At 73.0% G+C, this 18,300-nt stretch carries 18 protein-coding genes; 11 read left to right on the top strand and 7 right to left on the bottom strand.

Translation table 11 applies throughout. The features are described from left to right. Positions 1-168: 168 nt before the first annotated feature. A complete protein-coding gene (mgtA, locus tag ACH4UM_RS28570; RefSeq protein ID WP_398185214.1) occupies positions 169-2,808 on the top strand; it encodes a magnesium-translocating P-type ATPase in 2,640 nt (879 codons plus the stop codon). Positions 2,809-2,855: 47 nt separating this feature from the next. Further along, the gene (locus ACH4UM_RS28565) at positions 2,856-3,047 is read left to right on the top strand and encodes a DUF6098 family protein (RefSeq protein WP_398185211.1); all 192 of its coding nucleotides are present in this window, start codon (positions 2,856-2,858) and stop codon (positions 3,045-3,047) included. A 51-nt stretch (positions 3,048-3,098) separates the two neighbouring features. On the opposite strand, the gene ACH4UM_RS28560 is transcribed toward ACH4UM_RS28565, so the two are convergent. Next, a complete protein-coding gene (locus ACH4UM_RS28560) occupies positions 3,099-3,353 on the bottom strand; it encodes a WhiB family transcriptional regulator (RefSeq protein WP_398185208.1) in 255 nt (84 codons plus the stop codon). Between the two features lie 131 nt (positions 3,354-3,484). Next, a complete protein-coding gene (locus ACH4UM_RS28555) occupies positions 3,485-4,702 on the bottom strand; it encodes a saccharopine dehydrogenase family protein (protein ID WP_398185205.1) in 1,218 nt (405 codons plus the stop codon). A gap of 141 nt (positions 4,703-4,843) precedes the next feature. Between ACH4UM_RS28555 and ACH4UM_RS28550 the strand changes: the two genes are divergently transcribed. Beyond that, positions 4,844-5,572, top strand: a complete 729-nt coding sequence (locus ACH4UM_RS28550; protein WP_398185202.1) for a TetR/AcrR family transcriptional regulator — start codon at positions 4,844-4,846, stop codon at positions 5,570-5,572. A gap of 19 nt (positions 5,573-5,591) precedes the next feature. On the opposite strand, the gene ACH4UM_RS28545 is transcribed toward ACH4UM_RS28550, so the two are convergent. Continuing rightward, positions 5,592-6,533 (bottom strand): LysR family transcriptional regulator ArgP, encoded by a 942-nt coding sequence (locus ACH4UM_RS28545; RefSeq protein ID WP_398185199.1) that lies wholly within the window; start codon positions 6,531-6,533, stop codon positions 5,592-5,594. A gap of 69 nt (positions 6,534-6,602) precedes the next feature. Here ACH4UM_RS28545 and ACH4UM_RS28540 point away from each other — a divergent pair, with 69 nt between their 5' ends. Together ACH4UM_RS28540 and ACH4UM_RS28535 are read left to right on the top strand one after the other, a co-directional pair. Beyond that, positions 6,603-7,220 (top strand): LysE/ArgO family amino acid transporter, encoded by a 618-nt coding sequence (locus ACH4UM_RS28540; protein WP_398185197.1) that lies wholly within the window; start codon positions 6,603-6,605, stop codon positions 7,218-7,220. A gap of 102 nt (positions 7,221-7,322) precedes the next feature. Next, on the top strand, positions 7,323-8,633 hold the full coding sequence (locus tag ACH4UM_RS28535) for an MFS transporter (RefSeq protein WP_398185194.1): 1,311 nt from the start codon (positions 7,323-7,325) through the stop codon (positions 8,631-8,633). Between the two features lie 51 nt (positions 8,634-8,684). Here ACH4UM_RS28535 and ACH4UM_RS28530 read toward each other — a convergent pair whose 3' ends face one another. Continuing rightward, positions 8,685-9,137: a cyclic nucleotide-binding domain-containing protein gene (locus ACH4UM_RS28530; RefSeq protein WP_398185191.1), complete on the bottom strand. Its 453-nt coding sequence runs from the start codon at positions 9,135-9,137 to the stop codon at positions 8,685-8,687. 373 nt (positions 9,138-9,510) lie between these two features. Further along, positions 9,511-9,738: a 3-deoxy-D-manno-octulosonic acid transferase gene (locus tag ACH4UM_RS28525; RefSeq protein ID WP_398185188.1), complete on the bottom strand. Its 228-nt coding sequence runs from the start codon at positions 9,736-9,738 to the stop codon at positions 9,511-9,513. A gap of 286 nt (positions 9,739-10,024) precedes the next feature. Here ACH4UM_RS28525 and ACH4UM_RS28520 point away from each other — a divergent pair, with 286 nt between their 5' ends. The 5 genes from ACH4UM_RS28520 (at position 10,025) to ACH4UM_RS28500 (ending at position 13,573) form a co-directional block, all read left to right on the top strand. Next, positions 10,025-10,468: an ATP-binding protein gene (locus ACH4UM_RS28520; protein WP_398185185.1), complete on the top strand. Its 444-nt coding sequence runs from the start codon at positions 10,025-10,027 to the stop codon at positions 10,466-10,468. 300 nt (positions 10,469-10,768) lie between these two features. Next, positions 10,769-11,662, top strand: coding sequence for a SigB/SigF/SigG family RNA polymerase sigma factor (locus tag ACH4UM_RS28515; protein WP_398185182.1), 894 nt, complete (start codon positions 10,769-10,771; stop codon positions 11,660-11,662). A 78-nt stretch (positions 11,663-11,740) separates the two neighbouring features. Next, a complete protein-coding gene (locus tag ACH4UM_RS28510) occupies positions 11,741-12,019 on the top strand; it encodes a DUF5133 domain-containing protein (protein ID WP_398185179.1) in 279 nt (92 codons plus the stop codon). A gap of 260 nt (positions 12,020-12,279) precedes the next feature. Beyond that, entirely contained in the window at positions 12,280-13,113 is an 834-nt protein-coding gene (locus ACH4UM_RS28505; protein ID WP_398185590.1) for a DUF1206 domain-containing protein, read from the top strand. A 28-nt stretch (positions 13,114-13,141) separates the two neighbouring features. Further along, positions 13,142-13,573, top strand: coding sequence for a hypothetical protein (locus tag ACH4UM_RS28500; RefSeq protein WP_398185176.1), 432 nt, complete (start codon positions 13,142-13,144; stop codon positions 13,571-13,573). 89 nt (positions 13,574-13,662) lie between these two features. On the opposite strand, the gene ACH4UM_RS28495 is transcribed toward ACH4UM_RS28500, so the two are convergent. After that, the gene (locus ACH4UM_RS28495) at positions 13,663-15,915 is read right to left on the bottom strand and encodes an FUSC family protein (protein WP_398185173.1); all 2,253 of its coding nucleotides are present in this window, start codon (positions 15,913-15,915) and stop codon (positions 13,663-13,665) included. A 132-nt stretch (positions 15,916-16,047) separates the two neighbouring features. Continuing rightward, positions 16,048-17,421 (bottom strand): NAD(P)/FAD-dependent oxidoreductase, encoded by a 1,374-nt coding sequence (locus ACH4UM_RS28490; RefSeq protein ID WP_398185170.1) that lies wholly within the window; start codon positions 17,419-17,421, stop codon positions 16,048-16,050. A 306-nt stretch (positions 17,422-17,727) separates the two neighbouring features. Here ACH4UM_RS28490 and ACH4UM_RS28485 point away from each other — a divergent pair, with 306 nt between their 5' ends. Beyond that, positions 17,728-18,216 (top strand): MarR family winged helix-turn-helix transcriptional regulator, encoded by a 489-nt coding sequence (locus ACH4UM_RS28485; RefSeq protein ID WP_398185167.1) that lies wholly within the window; start codon positions 17,728-17,730, stop codon positions 18,214-18,216. The last annotated feature ends 84 nt before the right edge of the window (positions 18,217-18,300 follow it).

Here is an 18,300-nt window from a genome sequence, read left to right as displayed (position 1 = left end):
TCCCGGGGGCCGTGGCCATCCGCACAGTGAAGGAGACACCAGGGGCCCCGGCATCCGGCCGACGGTTCCCGCCGCCTCGGGACGAGGGGATGACGCCGCCATGAACTGCACGGCCCCGCACACGGCGAGCCGCTGCGCCCGGCATCCTCGGCGGCGGCCTTGGTGAGCGTGGCCGCCCCCGCACGGGAGACCGAGGGGACCGGCATCGTGACGGCAGCGGCCGAACCCGGCGAGGACGTCCTGCGGCGGCTCGGGGCGGGCCCGGGCGGCCTGTCGGGGTCCGAGGCCGCGGCGCGACTGCGGCAGTGGGGGCCGAACGCGGTCCACTCGCACCGCGCCCGCCTGCTGCTGGTGCTCTGGCACCAGCTGCGTTCCCCTCTGCTGGGCCTGCTGCTGATCGCCGCCGTCGTCTCCTACTTCGTGGGCGAGCGGTCGGAAGCGCTGATCATCGGGATCATTCTGCTGCTCTCCGTGGGGCTGGGTTTCACCAACGAGTACCGGGCGGAGAAGGCCGCCGAGTCGCTGCACGCCCAGATCCGCCACCGGGCCACGGCGCTGCGCGACGGCCGTCCCACGGAGGTCGAGGTCACCACCCTCGTCCCGGGCGACGTGGTGGAACTGCGGCTGGGCGACATCGTGCCGGCGGACCTGCGGCTGCTGGCGGCCACCGGCCTGGAGTGCAGCGAGCAGATCCTGACCGGTGAGTCGCTTCCGGTGGCCAAGGACACGGCGGCGGTGGCGCCGGGCACGGCGCTGGCGGAGCTGTCCGGGTGCGCCCTGATGGGCACCGTCGTACACGCCGGCAGCGCGCGGGGCGTGGTGGTCGCCACGGGGGCGGGCACCGAATTCGGCCGGATCGCCGCGGGCCTGAGCTCCCATCAGCTGGAGACGGAGTTCCAGAACGGGCTGCGCCGCTTCTCCATGCTGCTGGTGTACGTGGCGGGAGCGCTCACCGCGTCGATCTTCGTCATCAACGTCGCCCTGCACAAGCCGATCATCGACGCCCTGCTGTTCTCCCTGGCCATCGCGGTGGGCATCACCCCGCAGCTGCTGCCCGCCGTCGTCTCCACCAGCCTGGCCGCCGGCTCACGCCGGATGAGCCGGCGCAAGGTGCTGGTCAAACGGCTGGTGTGCATCGAGGACCTGGGCGACGTCGACGTGCTGTTCACCGACAAGACCGGAACCCTCACTCAGGGCCGGATCGACTTCATGCGGGCCCTGCCGGCCGACGGGGGATCCGCCGGTGAGGTGCTGCGATGGGGCCTGCTGGGCACGGAGACGGAGGTCGACCAGGGCCGCCCGGTCGGCGGCAACCCGCTGGACGCCGCCCTGTGGCAGTCACCCGCGGCCGCCGGGCAACGCTCCGCCGTCGCCGCCTGGACCCGCGTCGCCACGCTGCCCTTCGACCACGAGCGGCGCATGGTCTCCGTGCTGGTCACCGACCCCGGCGGGACCGCCACGCTGGTCACCAAGGGCGCACCGGAGGCCGTACTGGCACGGTGCCCGGACGTCCCGCCCGCCGCCCGGCAGGCCCTCGACGCGGAGTTCGCCGCGGGGAACCGCGTGGTCGCCGTGGCGACCCGGCCCGCCCCGGCGGCCCGCCCGCCGACCACGGCCGACGAAGAGGGCCTGCGTCTGGCCGGCTTCCTGGTCTTCCTCGACCCCCCGAAGCACAACGCGGCCGAGGCCCTGCGCCGCCTCGCGGACCTCGGCGTCATCGTGAGGATCGTGACCGGGGACAACCCGGTGGTGGCCGAAAAGGTCTGCCACGACCTGGGCCTCGCCGGCGGCGGCACGCTGTCCGGCACCGACCTCGACGCCATGGACGACACGGAACTGGCCGCGGTCCTCGACCGCACGACCGTCTTCGCCCGGGTCAGCCCGGAGCACAAGGCCAGAATCGTCCGCGTCCAGCGCCAGTCGGGCAACGCCGTCGGCTTCCTCGGTGACGGCGTCAACGACGCCCTGGCCCTGCACGCCGCGGACGTGGGCATCTCGGTCGACTCGGCGACCGACGTCGCCAAGGACGCCGCCGACGTCATCCTGCTCGAAAAAGACCTCGACGTGCTCGCGGACGGGGTTGCCGAAGGACGGCGGATCTTCGCCAACACCATCAAGTACGTGCTCATGGGGACCTCCAGCAACTTCGGCAACATGTTCAGCGCGGCCGGGGCCTCCGTGTTCCTGAGCTTCCTGCCGATGCTGCCCTCGCAGATCCTGCTGAACAACCTGCTGTACGACGCCGGCCAACTGGCCATCCCCACCGACGAGGTCGACGAGGAGCAGGTGCGCCGGCCGTCCCACTGGGACATCGCCTTCATCCGCCGTTTCATGCTCTGGTTCGGGCCGATCAGCTCGCTGTTCGACTTCGCGACCTTCGCCCTCATGCTGGGCGTCTTCCATGCCGGACCGGCCCAGTTCCGCTCCGGCTGGTTCGTGGAATCCCTCGCCACCCAGACCCTGGTGATCTTCGCCATCCGCACCCGGCGCCTGCCCTTCTGGCGCAGCCACCCGAGCGTGCCGCTGGCGCTGACCACGGTCGCGGTGGTCCTCGTGGGCGCCGTCCTGCCCGCCAGCCCCGCGGCCTCGGCCCTCGGATTCCAGCCGCTCCCCGTCGGCTTCTTCGCCACGCTGGCCGCCCTGGTCGTGGCCTACCTGGGCCTTGTCGAGGTCGGCAAGCGATTCTTCTACCGCGCCGCGAAGGTTCCCGTCCCGCCCAGCCCGGCACCCGGGCACCGCCATCTGCGCCGCCGCGCCGCCCGCTTCAGCACCGCCCAGCGTCGCCGGTCCGCGATGCGGAAGGAGTGATTTTGAAGTGATGGCCCGCCGGCTGTACGACCACACGCACCTGCCCCATGACAAGGGCCCCGGCGTACGTCCCCGGGTCCTTCAAGGGCCGTGAGACGGGCCGGGGCCCCGGCAGCTGGCCGTTGGTGGCCGACGTGGACCCGCTGTGCCGGATCGGCTCCGGCGTCATCGGGGAGGCGCGGACCGGAGCGGCCCGGCAGGAGACGGAGTGGGGGACCCTGCGCCGCTCCGGGCGCTGACGGCTCCCCTCACCCTCACCCGCCCGGATCGCCCTTCCGCGCCGCTCGGCGCTATCCGAGGCGGCGGCGGGCCACCGCGCGGCGCCGCTTGAGCGCCCGCCGTTCGGTCTCGCTCGTGCCGCCCCAGACGCCGATGGTCTGGTCCGTGTTCAGTGCCCACTCCAGACACTGCTCCGAAACGGGGCAGCGCCGGCAGACCGCCTTGGCCTGTTCGGTCTGCAGCAGCGCCGGACCGGTGGTGCCGATCGGAAAGAAGAGGTCGGGGTCCTCCTGGCGGCACGCGGCGTGGTCTCGCCAGTTGTCCATGAATAGTCACCTGCGATCGAAAGTCGTCTGTGGCTTGACAAGTTGCGTACTCGTCATCGGGTCACCTGACGATGCGCGGGTGAAACAGCGCGGGTCCGCGATCGGGGGATCTTCGCGAAATCCGCACACGGTCACTGCTCGCGCACGCCCCACGGGGAGCCGTACGCCGTCAGCAGGTCCAGGAAGGGGCGGGCCGGGAAGGCCTCGGGGCCCAGGACGCCCGCACCGTTCCACACTCCGGTGGCCACGAGTTCCAGCGCGACGACCGGGTTCACGGCCGTCTGCCACACCACCGCCTGACACCCGAACTCGGCCATGGACCACTGGTTGTCGACCACGTGGTACAGGTACACCTCGCGCGGCGCGCCGTCCCGGGTGCCGCGCACCCAGGTGCCCGCGCAGGTCTTGCCGTGCATCCGCTCGCCCAGGGTCGCCGGGTCGGGCAGGCACGCGGCGACGACGTCCCGGGGCGAGACGGCGACCGGCCCGTCCGGGCCCGGAACGGTGACCGGGCCGGTGCGGTCCAGACCCAGCCGGTGCAGAGTCTTGAGGGTGTCGACGAACTCGCGGCCCAGACCGTACTTGAACGTCACGCGCTTGGCGTCGACCCAGCGCGGGACCAGCAGCACCTCCTCGTGCTCCACGTTCACGCACTCGACCTCCCCGATGCCCTCGGGGAAGTCGAACACCTCCGGCTCGCTGAACGGTTCGGTGGTGAACCAGCCGCGCCCCGCCTCGTACACGACCGGTGGGTTCAGGCACTCCTCGATGGTGGTCCAGATGCTGAAGGACGGGGCGAAGTCGTAGCCCTCGACGGTGAGGTTCGCGCCGTCGCGGACGCCGATCTCCTCGATGTCGTCGAAGAGTTCGTCGGCCGCGTACCGGGCGAACACGTCGGACAGGCCCGGTTCCACGCCCATGCCGACCAGAGCGAGGGCGCCGGCCTTCTCCCAGTCGGCCGCCTGCGCGAACTGCTCGTCGCCGAGCCTGACCCCGCACTCCTCGTACGGTCGCTCCGGGTGCGGCCGGGACAGGGACATCGCCATGTCGAGGTAGCCGGCACCGGCCGCGCGGGCCGCCCGGAACAGCGGCATCACGAAGCGCGGGTCGGTGGCGTTGAGGAGGATGTCGCAGCGGTGCCGGGCGAGCAGGGCGGCCACCGCCGCCTCGTCGGCGGCGTCCACGCGCTCGGCGCGAAAGCGGCCGTCGTCGCCGAGGGCCGTCACGGCGGCCTCGGCCCGGGCCCGGTCGTAGTCGGCGACGACCATCGCCTCGAAGAACGGACGGCGGGCCGCGATCCGGGTGATCGCGGTACCCACGCCACCGGCTCCCACGAGCAGTACACGCATGACGAGAACTCCCTCTCGTTGTGAGGTTGGCAAAAGACCGGGCGCGCCCCTGACCGCGATCCAACGCCCGTCGGCCGAGTAAGGTCAATGGCGTTGGCATAAGGGCGCGGGAGCGCGCGACGAGGAGGCCGGGAGGCCGTGATGCCCAAAGCCGTGGTGCCTGAGGAGAAGCGCCGGCGGCGCCGCCCCACCAGGAGCGGCACCGTGCTGTCCGAGAGCCTGATCGTCGACACGGCGCTGCGCCTGCTGCGGGAGCACGGCAGCGCGGGACTGACCGCGCGGCGCCTGGGCCTCGCGCTCGACTGCGACCCGAGTGCCCTCTACCGCTACTTCCGCGGCATGGACGACCTGACCCTCGCCATCGGCGACGCCCTCGTCGGCCGGGCCCTGCGGGGCTGGGAGCCGACCGGACAGTGGCGGGCGGACCTGCGCGCCGTCGGTCTGCGCATCCACGCCGCCTACGTGGCGCATCCCCAGGCCGCCGTGGTGACCGCCAACCGGGTCACCGGCCGGCCCCACGAACTGGCCGCCGACGAGACGGTCCTCGACGTGCTGCGCAGGGCGGGCTTCCCGCTGCCCGACACCGTCCGGATCTACCACGCCTTCGTCGACCAGACCCTCGCCTTCGCCGCGCTGGACGCAGCCTCCCTGACCCTGCCGAGCGCCGCCCTGCGCGCCGACGAGGAGATGTGGCGCTCCACCTACGCCCGACTCCCGGCCAGCAGCCACCCCCGCATCGCCGAGGCGGCCCCGCTGCTGATCACCCGCATGGTCACCAGCGCCTACCCCACGGCCCTGGACATGCTGCTGGACAGCGCCGGGGCACAGCTGGCGGCGGTGCGCCGGAAGAGGAGGCCCACCTGTCAATGACCTCCGTCAGTAACTCCCGTCAGTAACCCCCGTCCGTTTCGGACCCGGGTCCTGAGGGCAGGACCCGGCGTCGCAGCGCCTCGGCCGCCGTCGCCGTCACGGCCTCGGCGACCGTCGCGAGCGCGGGGGAGTCCAGCTTCCACTGCTGCCAGTACAGGGGGACGTCGACCGAGCGGTCCGGTGCGAGGCGGGTCAGCCGGCCGGCGCGCAGCAGCGGCGTGGCCTGCGCCTCGGGGACCATGCCCCAGCCCAGGCCCGCGGCGACGGCGTCGACGAAGCCCTCGGAGGCCGGGACGTAGTGCCGGACCGCGCTCGCCCCGCCCTCGCCGCCCCGCAGTGCGCGGACGAAGCCGTCCTGGAAGTCGTCCCGCCGGTCGAAGACGACAACGGGGGCCCCGGCGAGCACGTCCGGCAGCGGGCCGCGCAGGTGTCGGGCGGCGAAGTCCGGGTGGGCCACGGGGACGTAGCGCATCCGGCCGAGCGCGCGCACCGAGCAGCCCGGCACCGGATCCGGTGCGGAGGTCACCGCGGCCATCACCAGCCCCTCCCGCAGCAGCGCCGCGGTGTGGTCCTCGTCCTCCCGGCGCAGCTCGAAGCAGATGTGCCGCTCGCGCGGCACCCGCGCCAGGACCCCCAGGAACCAGGTCGCCAGCGAGTCGGCGTTCACCGCCACCGACACCCGGGTCGGCTCCCCGGTGCCGCTCAGCCCGAGTTCCGCGGAGGCGTCCCGCTCCAGCCGGGCCACCTGCCGGGCGAACCGCACGATCACCTCGCCGGACTCGGTGGGCCGCACCGGCTTGGTGCGCATCAGCAGCACCCGCCCGGTGCGCTGCTCCAGCGACTTGACCCGCTGACTGACCGCGGAAGGCGTGATGTGCAGGGCCGCCGCGGCCGCGTCGAAGGTGCCCTCGTCCACCACCGAGAGGAGGGTGCGCACCTGGTCGAGGGGAAGCTCCGTCATCACGATGGCTAATGGTACGTGAGAATCTTTAGCTGTACGCGCGGTGATCCGCTCCGTAGCGTCGAGGACATGAACCACGCCCTGACCACCGCCGCCGCCGGATTCGGCACCGGCCTCTCCCTGATCGTCGCCATCGGGGCCCAGAATGCCTTCGTGCTGCGCCAGGGTGTGCGCCGCGAGGCGTTGCTCGCCGTCGTCGGCATCTGTGCCCTGTCCGACGCGGTCCTCATCGCGCTCGGCGTCGGCGGGGTGGGCGCCGTGGTGGTGGCCTGGCCCGGGGCGCTCACCGCGGTCGGGCTGATCGGCGGCGCCTTCCTGCTCGGCTACGGCGCCCTCGCGGCCCGCAGGGCACTGCGCCCCGCACCGGCCGGCCTGCGCGCGGAGGGGCAGGCGGCGGGATCGGGACGGCGCGCGGTGCTCACCTGCCTGGCGATGACCTGGCTCAACCCGCACGTGTACCTCGACACGGTGTTCCTGCTCGGCTCTCTCGCCGCCGACCGGGGGCCGCTGCGCTGGACCTTCGGGCTGGGTGCCGCGCTCGCCAGCCTGTGCTGGTTCGCCGCCCTCGGCTTCGGCGCCCGGCTGCTGGGCCGCGTGCTGGCCCGGCCCTCGGCCTGGCGGGTCCTGGACGGGCTGATCGCCGCCACGATGGTCACGCTCGGTCTCACGCTGGTGGCCGGAGCCTGACGGTCCACGGCGGGCGTCCCGGCCGGTGGGGTACGAAGAACACAGCCAGTGCTGCGATAGTGACCCCCGGACAGAAAGATGTAACGAGCAACCAGGAAGCCCGTGGACACCAGCGAGAGCACCGACAGCAGCACCACCCCGCCGCGGACCGGCACCCCTGACCATGCCGGAGCCGTCCGGCGCGGCTGGCGTCGCTGGGCCATGGACACCCGCCCGCTGCGCCGCCCCGCCTTCCGCCGGCTGTGGTCCTCCACCGTCGTCACCGCGGTCGGCAGCCAGCTCACCGCCGTCGCCGTGCCCAAGCAGATCTACGACATCACGGGCTCCTCGGCCTGGGTCGGCTACGCGAGCCTCGCCGGTCTGGTGCCGATGGTCGTCTTCGCGCTGTGGGGCGGGGCCGTCGCCGACACCGTGGACCGCCGCAGGCTGCTGCTGGTCACCAACAGCGGCATCGCGGTCACCTCGCTGCTCTTCTGGCTGCAGGCCGCCATCCGGCTCGACTCGGTCGCCGTGCTGATGGCGCTGCTCGCCGTGCAGCAGGCCTTCTTCGGGCTGAACTCCCCGGCCCGCAACGCGTCCATCGCCCGGCTGGTCCCCGAGGGGGAGCTGCCCGCCGCCAACGCGCTGGGGTCGACCGTCATGCAGACCGGGCTGGTCGCCGGGCCACTGCTGGCCGGCGCGCTGATACCCGTGATCGGCCTGCCCGAGCTGTACCTCGTCGACGCCGTGGCCCTGTGCGTGACGGTCTGGGCCGTGCTGCGATTGCCCGCGCTCCCACCGCTCACGGGCTCGGCCACCCGCCGGGCCGGAGTGCGGGAGATCGCCGCCGGGTTCCGCTACATCTCCGGGCACAAGGTGCTGCTGCTGTCCTTCCTCGCCGACATCATCGCCATGGTCTTCGGCATGCCCCGCGCCCTGTTCCCGCAGCTGGCCGCAGAGACCTACGCCTCCTACGGCGAGGGCCTCGCGCTCGGCCTGCTGTTCGCGGCCATCCCCGTCGGGGCGGTGATCGGCGGCCTGTTCTCCGGCACCTTCTCCCGGGCGCGCCGGCACGGCTGGATGGTCGTCGGCGCGGTGACGGCGTGGGGCGCGGCGGTCGCCGGCTTCGGCCTGAGCCGCAGTCTGTGGGTGGCCGTGGGGTTCCTGGCCGCCGCCGGAGTCGCCGACATGGTCTCCATGGTCTTCCGCGGAGCGATCCTGCTGTCCGCGGCCACCGACGAGATGCGCGGCCGGATGCAGGGCGTCTTCACGGTCGTCGTCGCGGGCGGCCCGCGCCTGGCCGACGTGCTGCACGGCACGGCCGGCTCCGTCCTCGGCCCGCGCGCGGCCGTCGCCGGCGGCGGTCTGCTGGTCGTCGCCCTGATGCTGGGCCTGGCGGCGGCGGTCCCGGCGCTGCGCCGCTACCGCATCTGAGGCCCGGGGGCCGTACGGGCCCCGGGGACGGTGAGGTCCCGCCGGCCCGTGCTACAGGCCGCGCCGCGGGATCGTGTACTGCTCCAGCAGCTTGCCGCGCGTCAGCTCCAGCCGGTGCGCGAGGATCTCGGCGACCGTCCGCACCAGCGACAGCCCGAGCAGCGGATCCTCCACGCACAGCGCCAGCACCGCGGAGGCGTCGAACTCGTAGGCGCGCACCCGGCTGAACGCCTCGGCCCCGAAGTCCCATTCGTACGGCGGAAAGAGCCAGGACCAGCCGAGCAGGTCGCCGGCGCCCAGGCTCGCCACGGTCACCCGGCGGGTGGGCGTCACCTGCTGGTCCAGGTGGACGGCGCCGGAGCGGATCACCCAGAAGCGGTCGGCCGTGCCGCCCGCCTCGAAGATCCTGGCGTCCTCCGGGAAGGACACCTCGTGCGCGAGCTCCATCAGACGCTCGCGCTGCTTCTGGGGGAGGGCGGTCAGGAGTTTTATCGCTTTGGTCATGGCCCGGGGCTCCTTGCCGGCGATCGGTTCCGCGCATGTGCCTCAAGCCCATTTCAGCCGCTGCGGGCGCCCCGGGCACCTCGGCGGAGGCGACTTCCGCCCACTGCGACGAGGACTGCTCGGGTGCCACACGCCGGAAGGGCCGTGGGAAGGGGCGAAGCCCATCCGCGCGGAGGGGACGGCCCCGGCCGGTACCCGCAGCGGTGGCGACTTGGAGGCATGAAAAAGCCCTGGCTGGACGGGGGAGACCAGCCAGGGCCGTATGCGCCGGCGTACGGGGGACTCATGGGATCGACCCCGTTGCCGCGTAAGTATGAACAATAAACCATCTCCGGTCGTTTCACCCAGCCGGGAGCGGGTCAGGTGACCGGATTCACTCGGAACCCTGTTCGGCGTGCCGGCCCGGCGTGAGGATCTCGTCCAGCACCCGCAGGACGGTCTCGTAGGTCAGCACGCGCACGCCCGCCTCACGGGCCGCGTCCGGGTCGGTCGGCCCGAGCGTGTCGCGGCGGTCACGCCATCGGTGCTCCTCCTGCACCGCGCACGCCCTGGCGCGCCGGATGCGCCGCAACAGCTCGTCTGAGTCCACGACATCGGTCATGCGCTGCGCCTACCCGCTCGACGCGCTCCGATGGCCACCGTGCACCGGCCGTTTCCGGAACGCACGATGGCCGCCGTGCTTCGGCGGCTTGCGCCTGCCGGCGGCTGCCGGGTGCGGCCCCCGCATGGATGTTTGGCCCGTCCGGGAGCGGCTAGCCGGAAAAGGAGACCTGCGGGGCTCGCGCCGAACGGGAGGCGCGCGGTCACCGCACACGGCGTCCGGAAGGCCGCCGGTGCGGGTTTCCGCACGGGTCCGGCTTCTTCCTTCACACCCAGGGAGCGAGGAGATGTGCGAGAAGCACAGGACCGATTTCCAGCCCGATTCGTCCGGCGCGGACCCCTGTACGCACCCGGGGCCGTGTCAACCGGCCGACGCCCGACGGGCGGTGGAACGCGCCATCACCGAATGCTGCCGCGCGACCCACGCCCCCTGTGACGCACACGCCGTCTCCGACGCGCAGCTCGTTGCCTCGGAGCTCACGACCAACGCCATCCTGCACGGAGGCGGGATGACCGACTTCCACGTCGACGTCGTCGGGCGTGGCGTGCGCGTCTGCGTGAGCGACCGCAGCGACCGGGTGCCGGTGGCCGCGCCACCCGTGGACCGGCAGGGGCGGCGCCGGGCCGGCGGCCGCGGCTGGCCGATCGTGTGCCGGCTGGCCCGTGACGTCCAGGTCTCCGACCTGCCCTCGGGCGGCAAGTGCATCACCGCCGTGGTGCCCCTCGGCTGAGTGGGCCCCGGCAGCCCCGGTGGGCCCTCGCGCGCACGGCTCCACCGCACCGGCGGGCGTACCGGTGGGCGTCCGCTTCCGGGTGTGGTCGTCGTGGAGCGTTGTCCGGTGCAATCAATTTCCGCGAAGCGGAGTTTGCACCTCCCACCCCCGGGCAGACGAAATCTCGTGCTTCGGACCGGAGGCGCGCCGGCGGAAGCGGCATGACTGCTCCGGTGGGCCCTCCAGGTGAACGGGCGAACCGGACGCAACCACTTCCGCGGTCATTCCCCTGAGACCACCGTTCAGGAGCGATACCGCATGCTCATCGATATGTCGACAAGCCGTCCCAATGTGCCCGAGGAGGCGCCCGAGGACGCGCCCGAGGACCAGGCCGCGCCCGCCCGGCGGGCGCATGACGACGCCCCCGACACCGCAGCCCTCTTCAAGCACCTCGCCGCCGCGCAGGAGGGCCCCGAACGGGACGCCGTCCGCGACGAACTCGTCACCGCGTGGCTGCCCATGGCCCACCGCATCGCCGGCCGCTTCCGCGACCGGGGCGAGTCGATCGAGGACCTTCGGCAGGTGGCGGCGCTGGGGCTGGTAAAGGCGATCGACCGCTTCGACCCGGACCGCGGGGCCTTCGAGAGCTACGCCGTGCCGACCATCACCGGCGAGGTCAAGCGGCACTTCCGGGACCGGATGTGGGCCTTGCGGGTGCCCCGCCGGGTGCAGGAACTGCGCAACAGGGTGCGCGTCGCGCGCCGCGAACTCACCCAGAACCCCGGCAGCGCCGAGCCCTCGATCGCCGACCTCGCCGCCCACACCGGGCTGACCGAGGAGGAGGTCAACACCGGGATGGAGGCCCTCGACAGCTTCAGCACGCTGTCGCTGGACGCCGAGATGTCGGGCGACGGGGACGGGGACGGGTACAGCATCGCCGACACCCTCGGCGCGGCGGACTCCTCGTACGACGTCGTCGTCGACCGGGAGTCCGCGAAGGAGGGGCTGCGGCGCCTTCCTGAACGTGAACGGGCCATTCTCTACATGCGATTTTTCGAGGACATGACACAGAGCCGCATCGCCGACCGGCTGGGCATCTCCCAGATGCACGTCTCCCGGCTGATCAGCCGCAGCTGCGCCCGGGTCCGGGACGAGGTGCTGGCGGAGCGGTCGAACCGCCGCGGCAACGGCCCGCGGCCGGCCGCCATCTGAGCAGACGTGTCCGAGCAGAGGTGTCCGAGCAGTCACGTCCCAGCAGGGACGTATGAGCATCCACGGAAGGCCGAACGAGTGCTGATTCCCCACCCCGAGTTCCTGCGGAAGCTTCTCGACGAGTACGAGGCGGTGCTCGCCGAGGAGCGCGCGGGCGCCACCGGCCCGAGCGTGCGGGCGCAGGACCTGGCGTACACGCTGTGCGTGTCGACGGGCACCCGCGAGGTGACACTGGCCGTGGAGGAGGCCCGCCGCATGCTCGCGGTACTCACCGGCGCAGGGAACGACGGCAACTTCTCGACGGCGACGGCGACGGCGACGGCGACCGTGACCGCGGCCGTACCGCTGACGGTCTGACAGAACAGGGCCCAGCAGGACGGGACACCCACCCCGCGGCACGGACAGGCCCGCCCTCGCCACGCACGGCTGTCCGTATGCGCTTGAGCCGCATACGGGCAGCCGTGCGTGTGCGGGCTCCGCGTGCCGTGCGTGCCGTGCGTGCCGTGCGTGCCCCGTCCGGGCCCCGGCGCCCGCTGGGAGGAGTGTGTCCCGGCGCAGCCGGGGCATCCGGATTCCCGGGGCTGGAGGTGGAGCTGGAGGTGGAGCTGGAGGTGGAGATGGAGTCGAGTGCCATGGCCCGTCCCGGGCGGATCCGGGCCCGGCGGGCCGCGCAGGGCTCGGTGACGGAGGGGGCCGCGCGAGCGGGACTGGCCGCGCGGGGAGTGATCTATCTGCTGGTCGGCGTGCTGGCGCTGCGGGTCGCCTTCGGTGACGGAAAGCACCAGGCGGACCGCAACGGCGCGCTCGCCGCGCTCGCCGACGAGCCGTTCGGCGCCGTGCTGCTGTGGGCGCTGGGCATCGGGCTGGCCGGGATGGCGGTATGGCGCCTGTCCGAGGCGGTGTTCGGCTCCATGGGGCCGGAGGGCCGCAAGGCGGGCAAGCGGCTGCTGGCCGTGGTCCGCTGCGTGTTCTACGTCTTCGTCGCCTGGTCCGTGCTCTCCTTCGCGGCGGGCTCGGGCGGCAGGGGGTCCGGCGACGAGCAGTCCCGGGACCTGACGGCCAGGGCACTGCGCGTGCCCGCCGGTCAGTGGCTGGTCGGCGCCGCGGGCGCCGGGATCGTGGTGGCGGGCCTGTGGATCGGTGTGCAGGCGCTGCGCCGTGACTACCACGACAAGCTCAAGCTCGGCGCGTTGTCCCGCAGGACACGGCGCCTGGTGGACATCACCGGTGTCGGCGGCGGTACCGCGCGCGGGCTGGTGTTCGCCACCGCGGGGACCTTCCTCGTACGGGCCGCCGTCGACTACCGGCCGGAGAAGGCCAAGGGCCTGGACGACACCCTGCGCTCGTTCGCCGACACCCCGTTCGGCCCGTGGCTGCTGGCGCTGGTCGCGGCAGGCCTCGTGCTGTTCGGGCTGTTCTCCTTCGCACTGGCCCGCTGGCGTCGTGTCTGAGCTGCCCCGCACGGGGAACACGGACCGGATGAACGATGACGAGCTTTCGCCCGACGGCCGGGCCGTGCAGGTGTACCTCGACCTGCTGCGCGTCCGGCTGCCCGAGGAGGACTACGACCTCCTGCTCACCGTCGTCGACCCGGTCCTGAGGGCGATAGACGAGCAGGGCGTGCCCTCCGCCGACTTCCCGCTGGACGCCGCGCAGGCGCAGGGGCTGCCCCAGGAGATACGGGACGAGGCCGCCCTGGTCATCGCCACCGCGGTCACCGGCAGGCTGGACAACGAGCTGGTCGTCCTGGACATCGAGGAGACCGGACCGGTCCGGGTGGTCACCGACGCGGCGACCGCCGCCGACCCCGACCGCCTGACCGAGATCGCCGGCTACATCCGTGACCGGCACCGGGAGACCGAGGAACTGCGTGGGATCGCCGAGGTGAGCGATCTGCCCACGGACTTCTGATCGCACGCCGTTCGCCCCGCTCCGGCCGGCCGTCGTCGATCCCCGCGCCGGCCGTCGTGCCCACTCCGGCGGGGAGGCCTCCCGGCCGCTCAGCGTGCGGGCTCCGGCACCGGAACCCCCAGCGGACGGGCCAGGCCCATCACCGCCTCGTCCAGGCGCTGCAGATGCCGGAGCACCCGGTCGGTGATGCGCCCGTACCGCGGACCGCCGGGCGCCGCGTCCTCCAGCAGGGAGGCGATGCTCGGCCCCGTCTCGATCCGGGCACCGGCGTGCTGGTCCGCCACATGGGCGTTGATCGCCGCGATGTTGTGCGTGATCCGGCCGCAGGCCCGGCGCAGCCGCGGGTCCGCCGCGATCGAGGGATGCGTGGGCAGCAGCTCGGCCGCCGCGGCGAGCGTCCGTGCGTGGTAGGCGCAGGTCTCGAGGAGCGCGACGACGTACTGGGCGGTGTCGCGCCGGGCCCGCAGCGGCGTGATCGGATGCGTCAGAGGCTGTGTGGCCGCCCGCAGGTCGCCGAGCGCCCGGTCCAGGTCACGCGCCTTGTCCAGCAGGTCGTCCCCCGCCCCGCCGCTGAGCTGGTCGACGGCGGCGCCGGTCACGTCGGCGAGCCGGTCCAGCACCGTGACCAGCAGGTCGTTCGTGCGCCGGTCCGTGCGCACCGGGAGGACCGCCGCCGCCGCGATGATCCCGCAGGCCGCCCCGAGCGCCGTCTCCTCCACGCGGAGCACGAGCACCTCCCAGCTGTACTTGTGCAGCAGCGTGTACAGCAGCCCCAGCGCCGCGGTGACGAAGAACGACATCAACGTGTACGACAGCGGCGCCGTGTAGAACATGGCGAAGACGAACAGCAGCACCATGCCCAGCGCCGTCCACGTGTGCGGCCCGATCAGTCCCGCCAGCACGATGCCGGCCACGACCCCGAGCACGGTGCCCAGCAGCCGGCGGTAGCCCTTGACCAGGATCTCGCCCGTGGAGGAGGTGTTGATGAAGACGATCCAGCAGGTCAGTACCGCCCAGTACCAGCGCCGGCCGGAGAGGAACTCGCCGCCCACAATGGCCAGGGCGGAGCCCACCGCGACCTGCACGGCGGCCCGCGTGGTGGGCCGCTGCAGCCCGGTGGGCGCCTGCTCCTCGGCCCGCTCGTCCTCCTCGGCGCCCTCGATGGCGGCGTTCTCGGCGTCCAGCTCCTCCCGGGACCGGGTCGTCGCGGGCGCGTCGTCGGACTCGTCCTGCGGACCGTCCAGCGCGAGCCTGAGCCCCAGCACCGCCCGCGCGGCCTCGCCGATCCCGCGGAAGACGTCCTGGACGGGGGCCGGCGCGGGCGGCAGGTTCTCCTCGTCGCGGTAGCCGAGCAGCCGGTTGCGCACGTGCGCCATCGCGGTGCCGCCGCCCTCCCCGACGGGCCGCAGCACCAGCATCCGCAGCGCCCGGAGGTCACGGCGGAGCGTGTCGGTCGCCTCGTCCCGCACCGGCAGCCGGCCGCCCGGCGGGACCGGCGCACCGGGCAGGTGGAGAGTGAGGGTGCTCGTCCGCTGGGCGCTGCGGGCGCTCAGCAGCAGCAGCCCCAGCCGCTCCGCGGAGATCTCCGCGCCCGCGATCCGCCGCTGCACCAGCCGGGCCACGGCCTCGTCGGAGGTGCCCTCCTCCAGCCGGCCCTGGATCATCATGGCCGTCTCGTGCAGCCGGGCCGTGCCCTCGCGCACGGACTCCAGCACCTGCTCCACGTCGTCCGGGCCGGCGTCCAGCAGCTCCAGCTGTGCGGACACCAGCTGTGCCAGGCGCACCCGGAAGGCCTCCCGCAGACGTTGCAGGATGCCCGCCGGTGTCTCGTAGACGATCACGAACCGTACGAGGGCGCTGCAGGCGAAGGCGATCACGATGACGCCGTACAGTCCCGGCAGCGTCGCCGTGGTGGCGCCGACGAACAGGGACATGAAGTAGATCTGGAAGACGATCAGGCCGAGCGCGTTGCCGCGGTCACCGAACCGGCGGCTGTAGACCGCGCCGAAGATCAGGGCGACGAAGAAGACGTCCCCGGCCACGACACGCGCGTTGAGCAGCGCGGCCAGCGACACGGAGACCAGCGCCACGGGCAGGCCCAGGGCGAGGGTGAGGGCCTGCTGGGAGCGCTGTTTCTCCCGGATGGCGAAGGTCGCCACCATCGACGCGATCGCACCGGCCACCAGATGGGCCACGGGGGCGCGCAGCACGGCGAGGACGGCGAGCGTCAGCGCGATCGAGCCGGCCGTCCGTGAGCCGGCGGCCAGCCGCAGCAGCCCGGGATCGGACGCGGCGACGCGATCCCGCAGCCGCGCCCGGACCGACCCCTGCGCTGCCCTCACGCCGCCGCAATCTCCGTTCCAGGCGATCATCCGCTTCCCCAGCATGGCACGCCACGGCCGGACCGCCCCTCGCGGCCGCACCGCCCGCCGCAGCGGGGCCGTTCCCGGCGGCCGGCGGGTCCCCGCCCGGCCTCACAGCTGCCGCGACCGGGTCCGCTCGACGTGCTCCTGCACCCGCTCCGGGCTCATGTACGCATCGGTGTACTCGAAGTCCTTCAGCTTGGCGGGCTTGCGTGCCTGGAAGCCGGTACGCACGAAGTCGTCGCCGGCGACCGCGTTGAGCAGCCAGTTCGTGGCGACCCTGGTCCTGGCCACGTTGGTGCGCAGCGCCCCCAGGTGATAGCCGCGGGCCACCACCTGTGCGGGCACCCCGCGCAGCTCCACGCCCAGCGGCTTGGAGACGGCGTCCCGGCCGCCGAGGTCGACGACGAGGCCGAGGTCCTTGTGCTCGTAGGGCCGCATGGGCTGGTTGCGCAGCGTCGCGATGACGTTGTCGGCGACCCTCGTGCCCTGCCGCATGGCATGCTGCGCGGTCGGCGGGCAGACCGCGCCGTCGCCCTTGGCCAGGTCCGGCACTGCGGCCGAGTCGCCGAGCGCGAACACCCCGTCGTGGCCGGGCAGGCACATCTCGGGGGTGACCGCGAGCCGGCCCCTGACGGTCTCCGAGCCGAGGGTGGCGATGAGCGGGCTCGCCACCACGCCCGCGGTCCAGATCAGCGTGTGCGTGGGCACCACCCGGCCGTCGGTGAAGGTGACCTCCTCCGGGCCGGCCTTCGCGATGGACACTCCCAGCGAGATCTCGATGCCGCGCCGCCGCAGCACCTCCTGGGCGCTGCGGCCCAGCTTGTCGCCCAGCTCCGGCATCAGCTTCGGCGCGATGTCGATGAGGTGCCACTTGATCAGCGCCGGGTCCAGCCTCGGGTAACGCCTGACCGCCGCGTGCGTCAGGCGCTGCAGGCAGGCGGCGGTCTCGGTGCCGGCGTACCCGCCGCCGACCACCACGAACTGCAGCCGCGCGGCCCGCTCGGCCGGGTCCTCGCTGTCGTCGGCCAGGTCGAGCTGGGTGATGACGTGGTCGCGGATGTAGGCGGCCTCGGCGAGCGTCTTCATGCCGAAGGCGTGATCCGTCAGGCCCGGGATGTCGAATGTGCGGGTGATGCTGCCGGGGGCCAGCACGATGTAGTCGTACGGCTCGTCGACGATGTGGTCGGTGATGGTGCGGATGACACAGACCTTGGCCTTCAGGTCCACGCCGATGGCCCCGCCCGGAATGATGCGGGTGCGGTACTTCTTGCTGCGGCGCAGGGAGACGGCGATCGACTGGGGCGTCAGCACCCCGGAGGCGACCTGGGGCAGCAGCGGCAGGTAGAGCTGGTAGGCGAACGGCGTCACCAGGGTGACGTCGGCCTCGCCGGGGGCGAGCTTGCGCTCCAGGCGGCGAACGCACTCGACTCCGGCGAAGCCTGCGCCAACCACCAGGATCCTGGGTCGTGTCACGGTGTTCATCCCTTCTGCGGCTCCAGGCGGTCTGCCTCGACGCCAAGCGCCTGCCCCTGGATCGCTGCTTCGCACCTCATCGATCCCGCCGTGCCCCCGGACACAGCCGGACGGCACGGTTGCACATGCGGGTTCCCAAGATCGGGCGACGTATCGCGGACGCGGGTGCCGGGCTTCGCCCGGTAGCGCATCCGGGGGCCGGGAGCGCTGGTCCTTGGACGGCTCCCGCCGAAGGGCCGCAGCGGCGCCGTGTACGGCCCTCCCTTACGGGTACGCCGACGTGCATGACAAGCGTGGCGGGCGAAGGGAACTGATGTGGGCTGCGAACCGGCCCCCCAGCAGTGGGAAGGCATCGCCCGGCAGGTGACGGACGCGGTGGAGAGCCTGGTGACGCTCTGGTTCGCCGCGGCCGAGGAGGCCACGCCGGGATTGCCCGCCCGCCACCTGCTCGCCCTGCGGACCGTTCGCCACCGGCCCGAACTCAACCTGACCGCGCTGGCCGAACACCTCGGCATCGGTCTGCCCAACGCCAGTCGGCTGTGCGACCGGCTGGAGGGCGCCGGCCTGCTGGAGCGGACCGTCCAGCCCCACGACCGGCGCGAGGTGCAGTTGATGGTCACCGCTCACGGGCGACGGCTGCTCGCCGAGATCAAGGAGGGCCGTGTCCGCAGGCTGGCCGCCGTGCTCGCCTCCATGCCGCCGGCCCAGCGCGCCGATCTGCACCGGGGGCTGCTCGCCTTCCACCAGGCACGTTCGGGCGCCGTCCACGACCACCCGCACCGCCACAGGCCCTTCGACGGCTGACCACCGTCCTTCACCGTGGCCGCCCTCCTACGGCTGACCGCCGCCCGTTGCCGTTGCCGGGCCCTCGACCCCTGACCGCCGCCC

It is taken from the genome of Streptomyces sp. NPDC020801 (genome assembly GCF_044334385.1).
In the GTDB taxonomy this organism is placed as follows: Bacteria; Actinomycetota; Actinomycetes; order Streptomycetales; family Streptomycetaceae; genus Streptomyces.
Note: the sequence above shows the minus strand (reverse complement) of the source record. Positions and strands in the feature narration are given on the sequence as shown.

Bases quoted from the DNA above. Each gene is read 5' to 3' on its own strand.
- ACH4UM_RS28565 (WP_398185211.1), top strand. From the start codon at position 2,856: ATGACAAGGGCCCCGGCGTACGTCCCCGGGTCCTTCAAGGGCCGTGAG.
- ACH4UM_RS28560 (WP_398185208.1), bottom strand. From the start codon at position 3,353: ATGGACAACTGGCGAGACCACGCCGCGTGCCGCCAGGAGGACCCCGAC.
- ACH4UM_RS28555 (WP_398185205.1), bottom strand. From the start codon at position 4,702: ATGCGTGTACTGCTCGTGGGAGCCGGTGGCGTGGGTACCGCGATCACC.
- ACH4UM_RS28550 (WP_398185202.1), top strand. From the start codon at position 4,844: ATGCCCAAAGCCGTGGTGCCTGAGGAGAAGCGCCGGCGGCGCCGCCCC.
- ACH4UM_RS28545 (WP_398185199.1), bottom strand. From the start codon at position 6,533: ATGACGGAGCTTCCCCTCGACCAGGTGCGCACCCTCCTCTCGGTGGTG.
- ACH4UM_RS28540 (WP_398185197.1), top strand. From the start codon at position 6,603: ATGAACCACGCCCTGACCACCGCCGCCGCCGGATTCGGCACCGGCCTC.
- ACH4UM_RS28530 (WP_398185191.1), bottom strand. From the start codon at position 9,137: ATGACCAAAGCGATAAAACTCCTGACCGCCCTCCCCCAGAAGCAGCGC.
- ACH4UM_RS28525 (WP_398185188.1), bottom strand. From the start codon at position 9,738: ATGACCGATGTCGTGGACTCAGACGAGCTGTTGCGGCGCATCCGGCGC.
- ACH4UM_RS28520 (WP_398185185.1), top strand. From the start codon at position 10,025: ATGTGCGAGAAGCACAGGACCGATTTCCAGCCCGATTCGTCCGGCGCG.
- ACH4UM_RS28515 (WP_398185182.1), top strand. From the start codon at position 10,769: ATGCTCATCGATATGTCGACAAGCCGTCCCAATGTGCCCGAGGAGGCG.
- ACH4UM_RS28505 (WP_398185590.1), top strand. From the start codon at position 12,280: ATGGAGTCGAGTGCCATGGCCCGTCCCGGGCGGATCCGGGCCCGGCGG.
- ACH4UM_RS28500 (WP_398185176.1), top strand. From the start codon at position 13,142: ATGAACGATGACGAGCTTTCGCCCGACGGCCGGGCCGTGCAGGTGTAC.
- ACH4UM_RS28490 (WP_398185170.1), bottom strand. From the start codon at position 17,421: ATGAACACCGTGACACGACCCAGGATCCTGGTGGTTGGCGCAGGCTTC.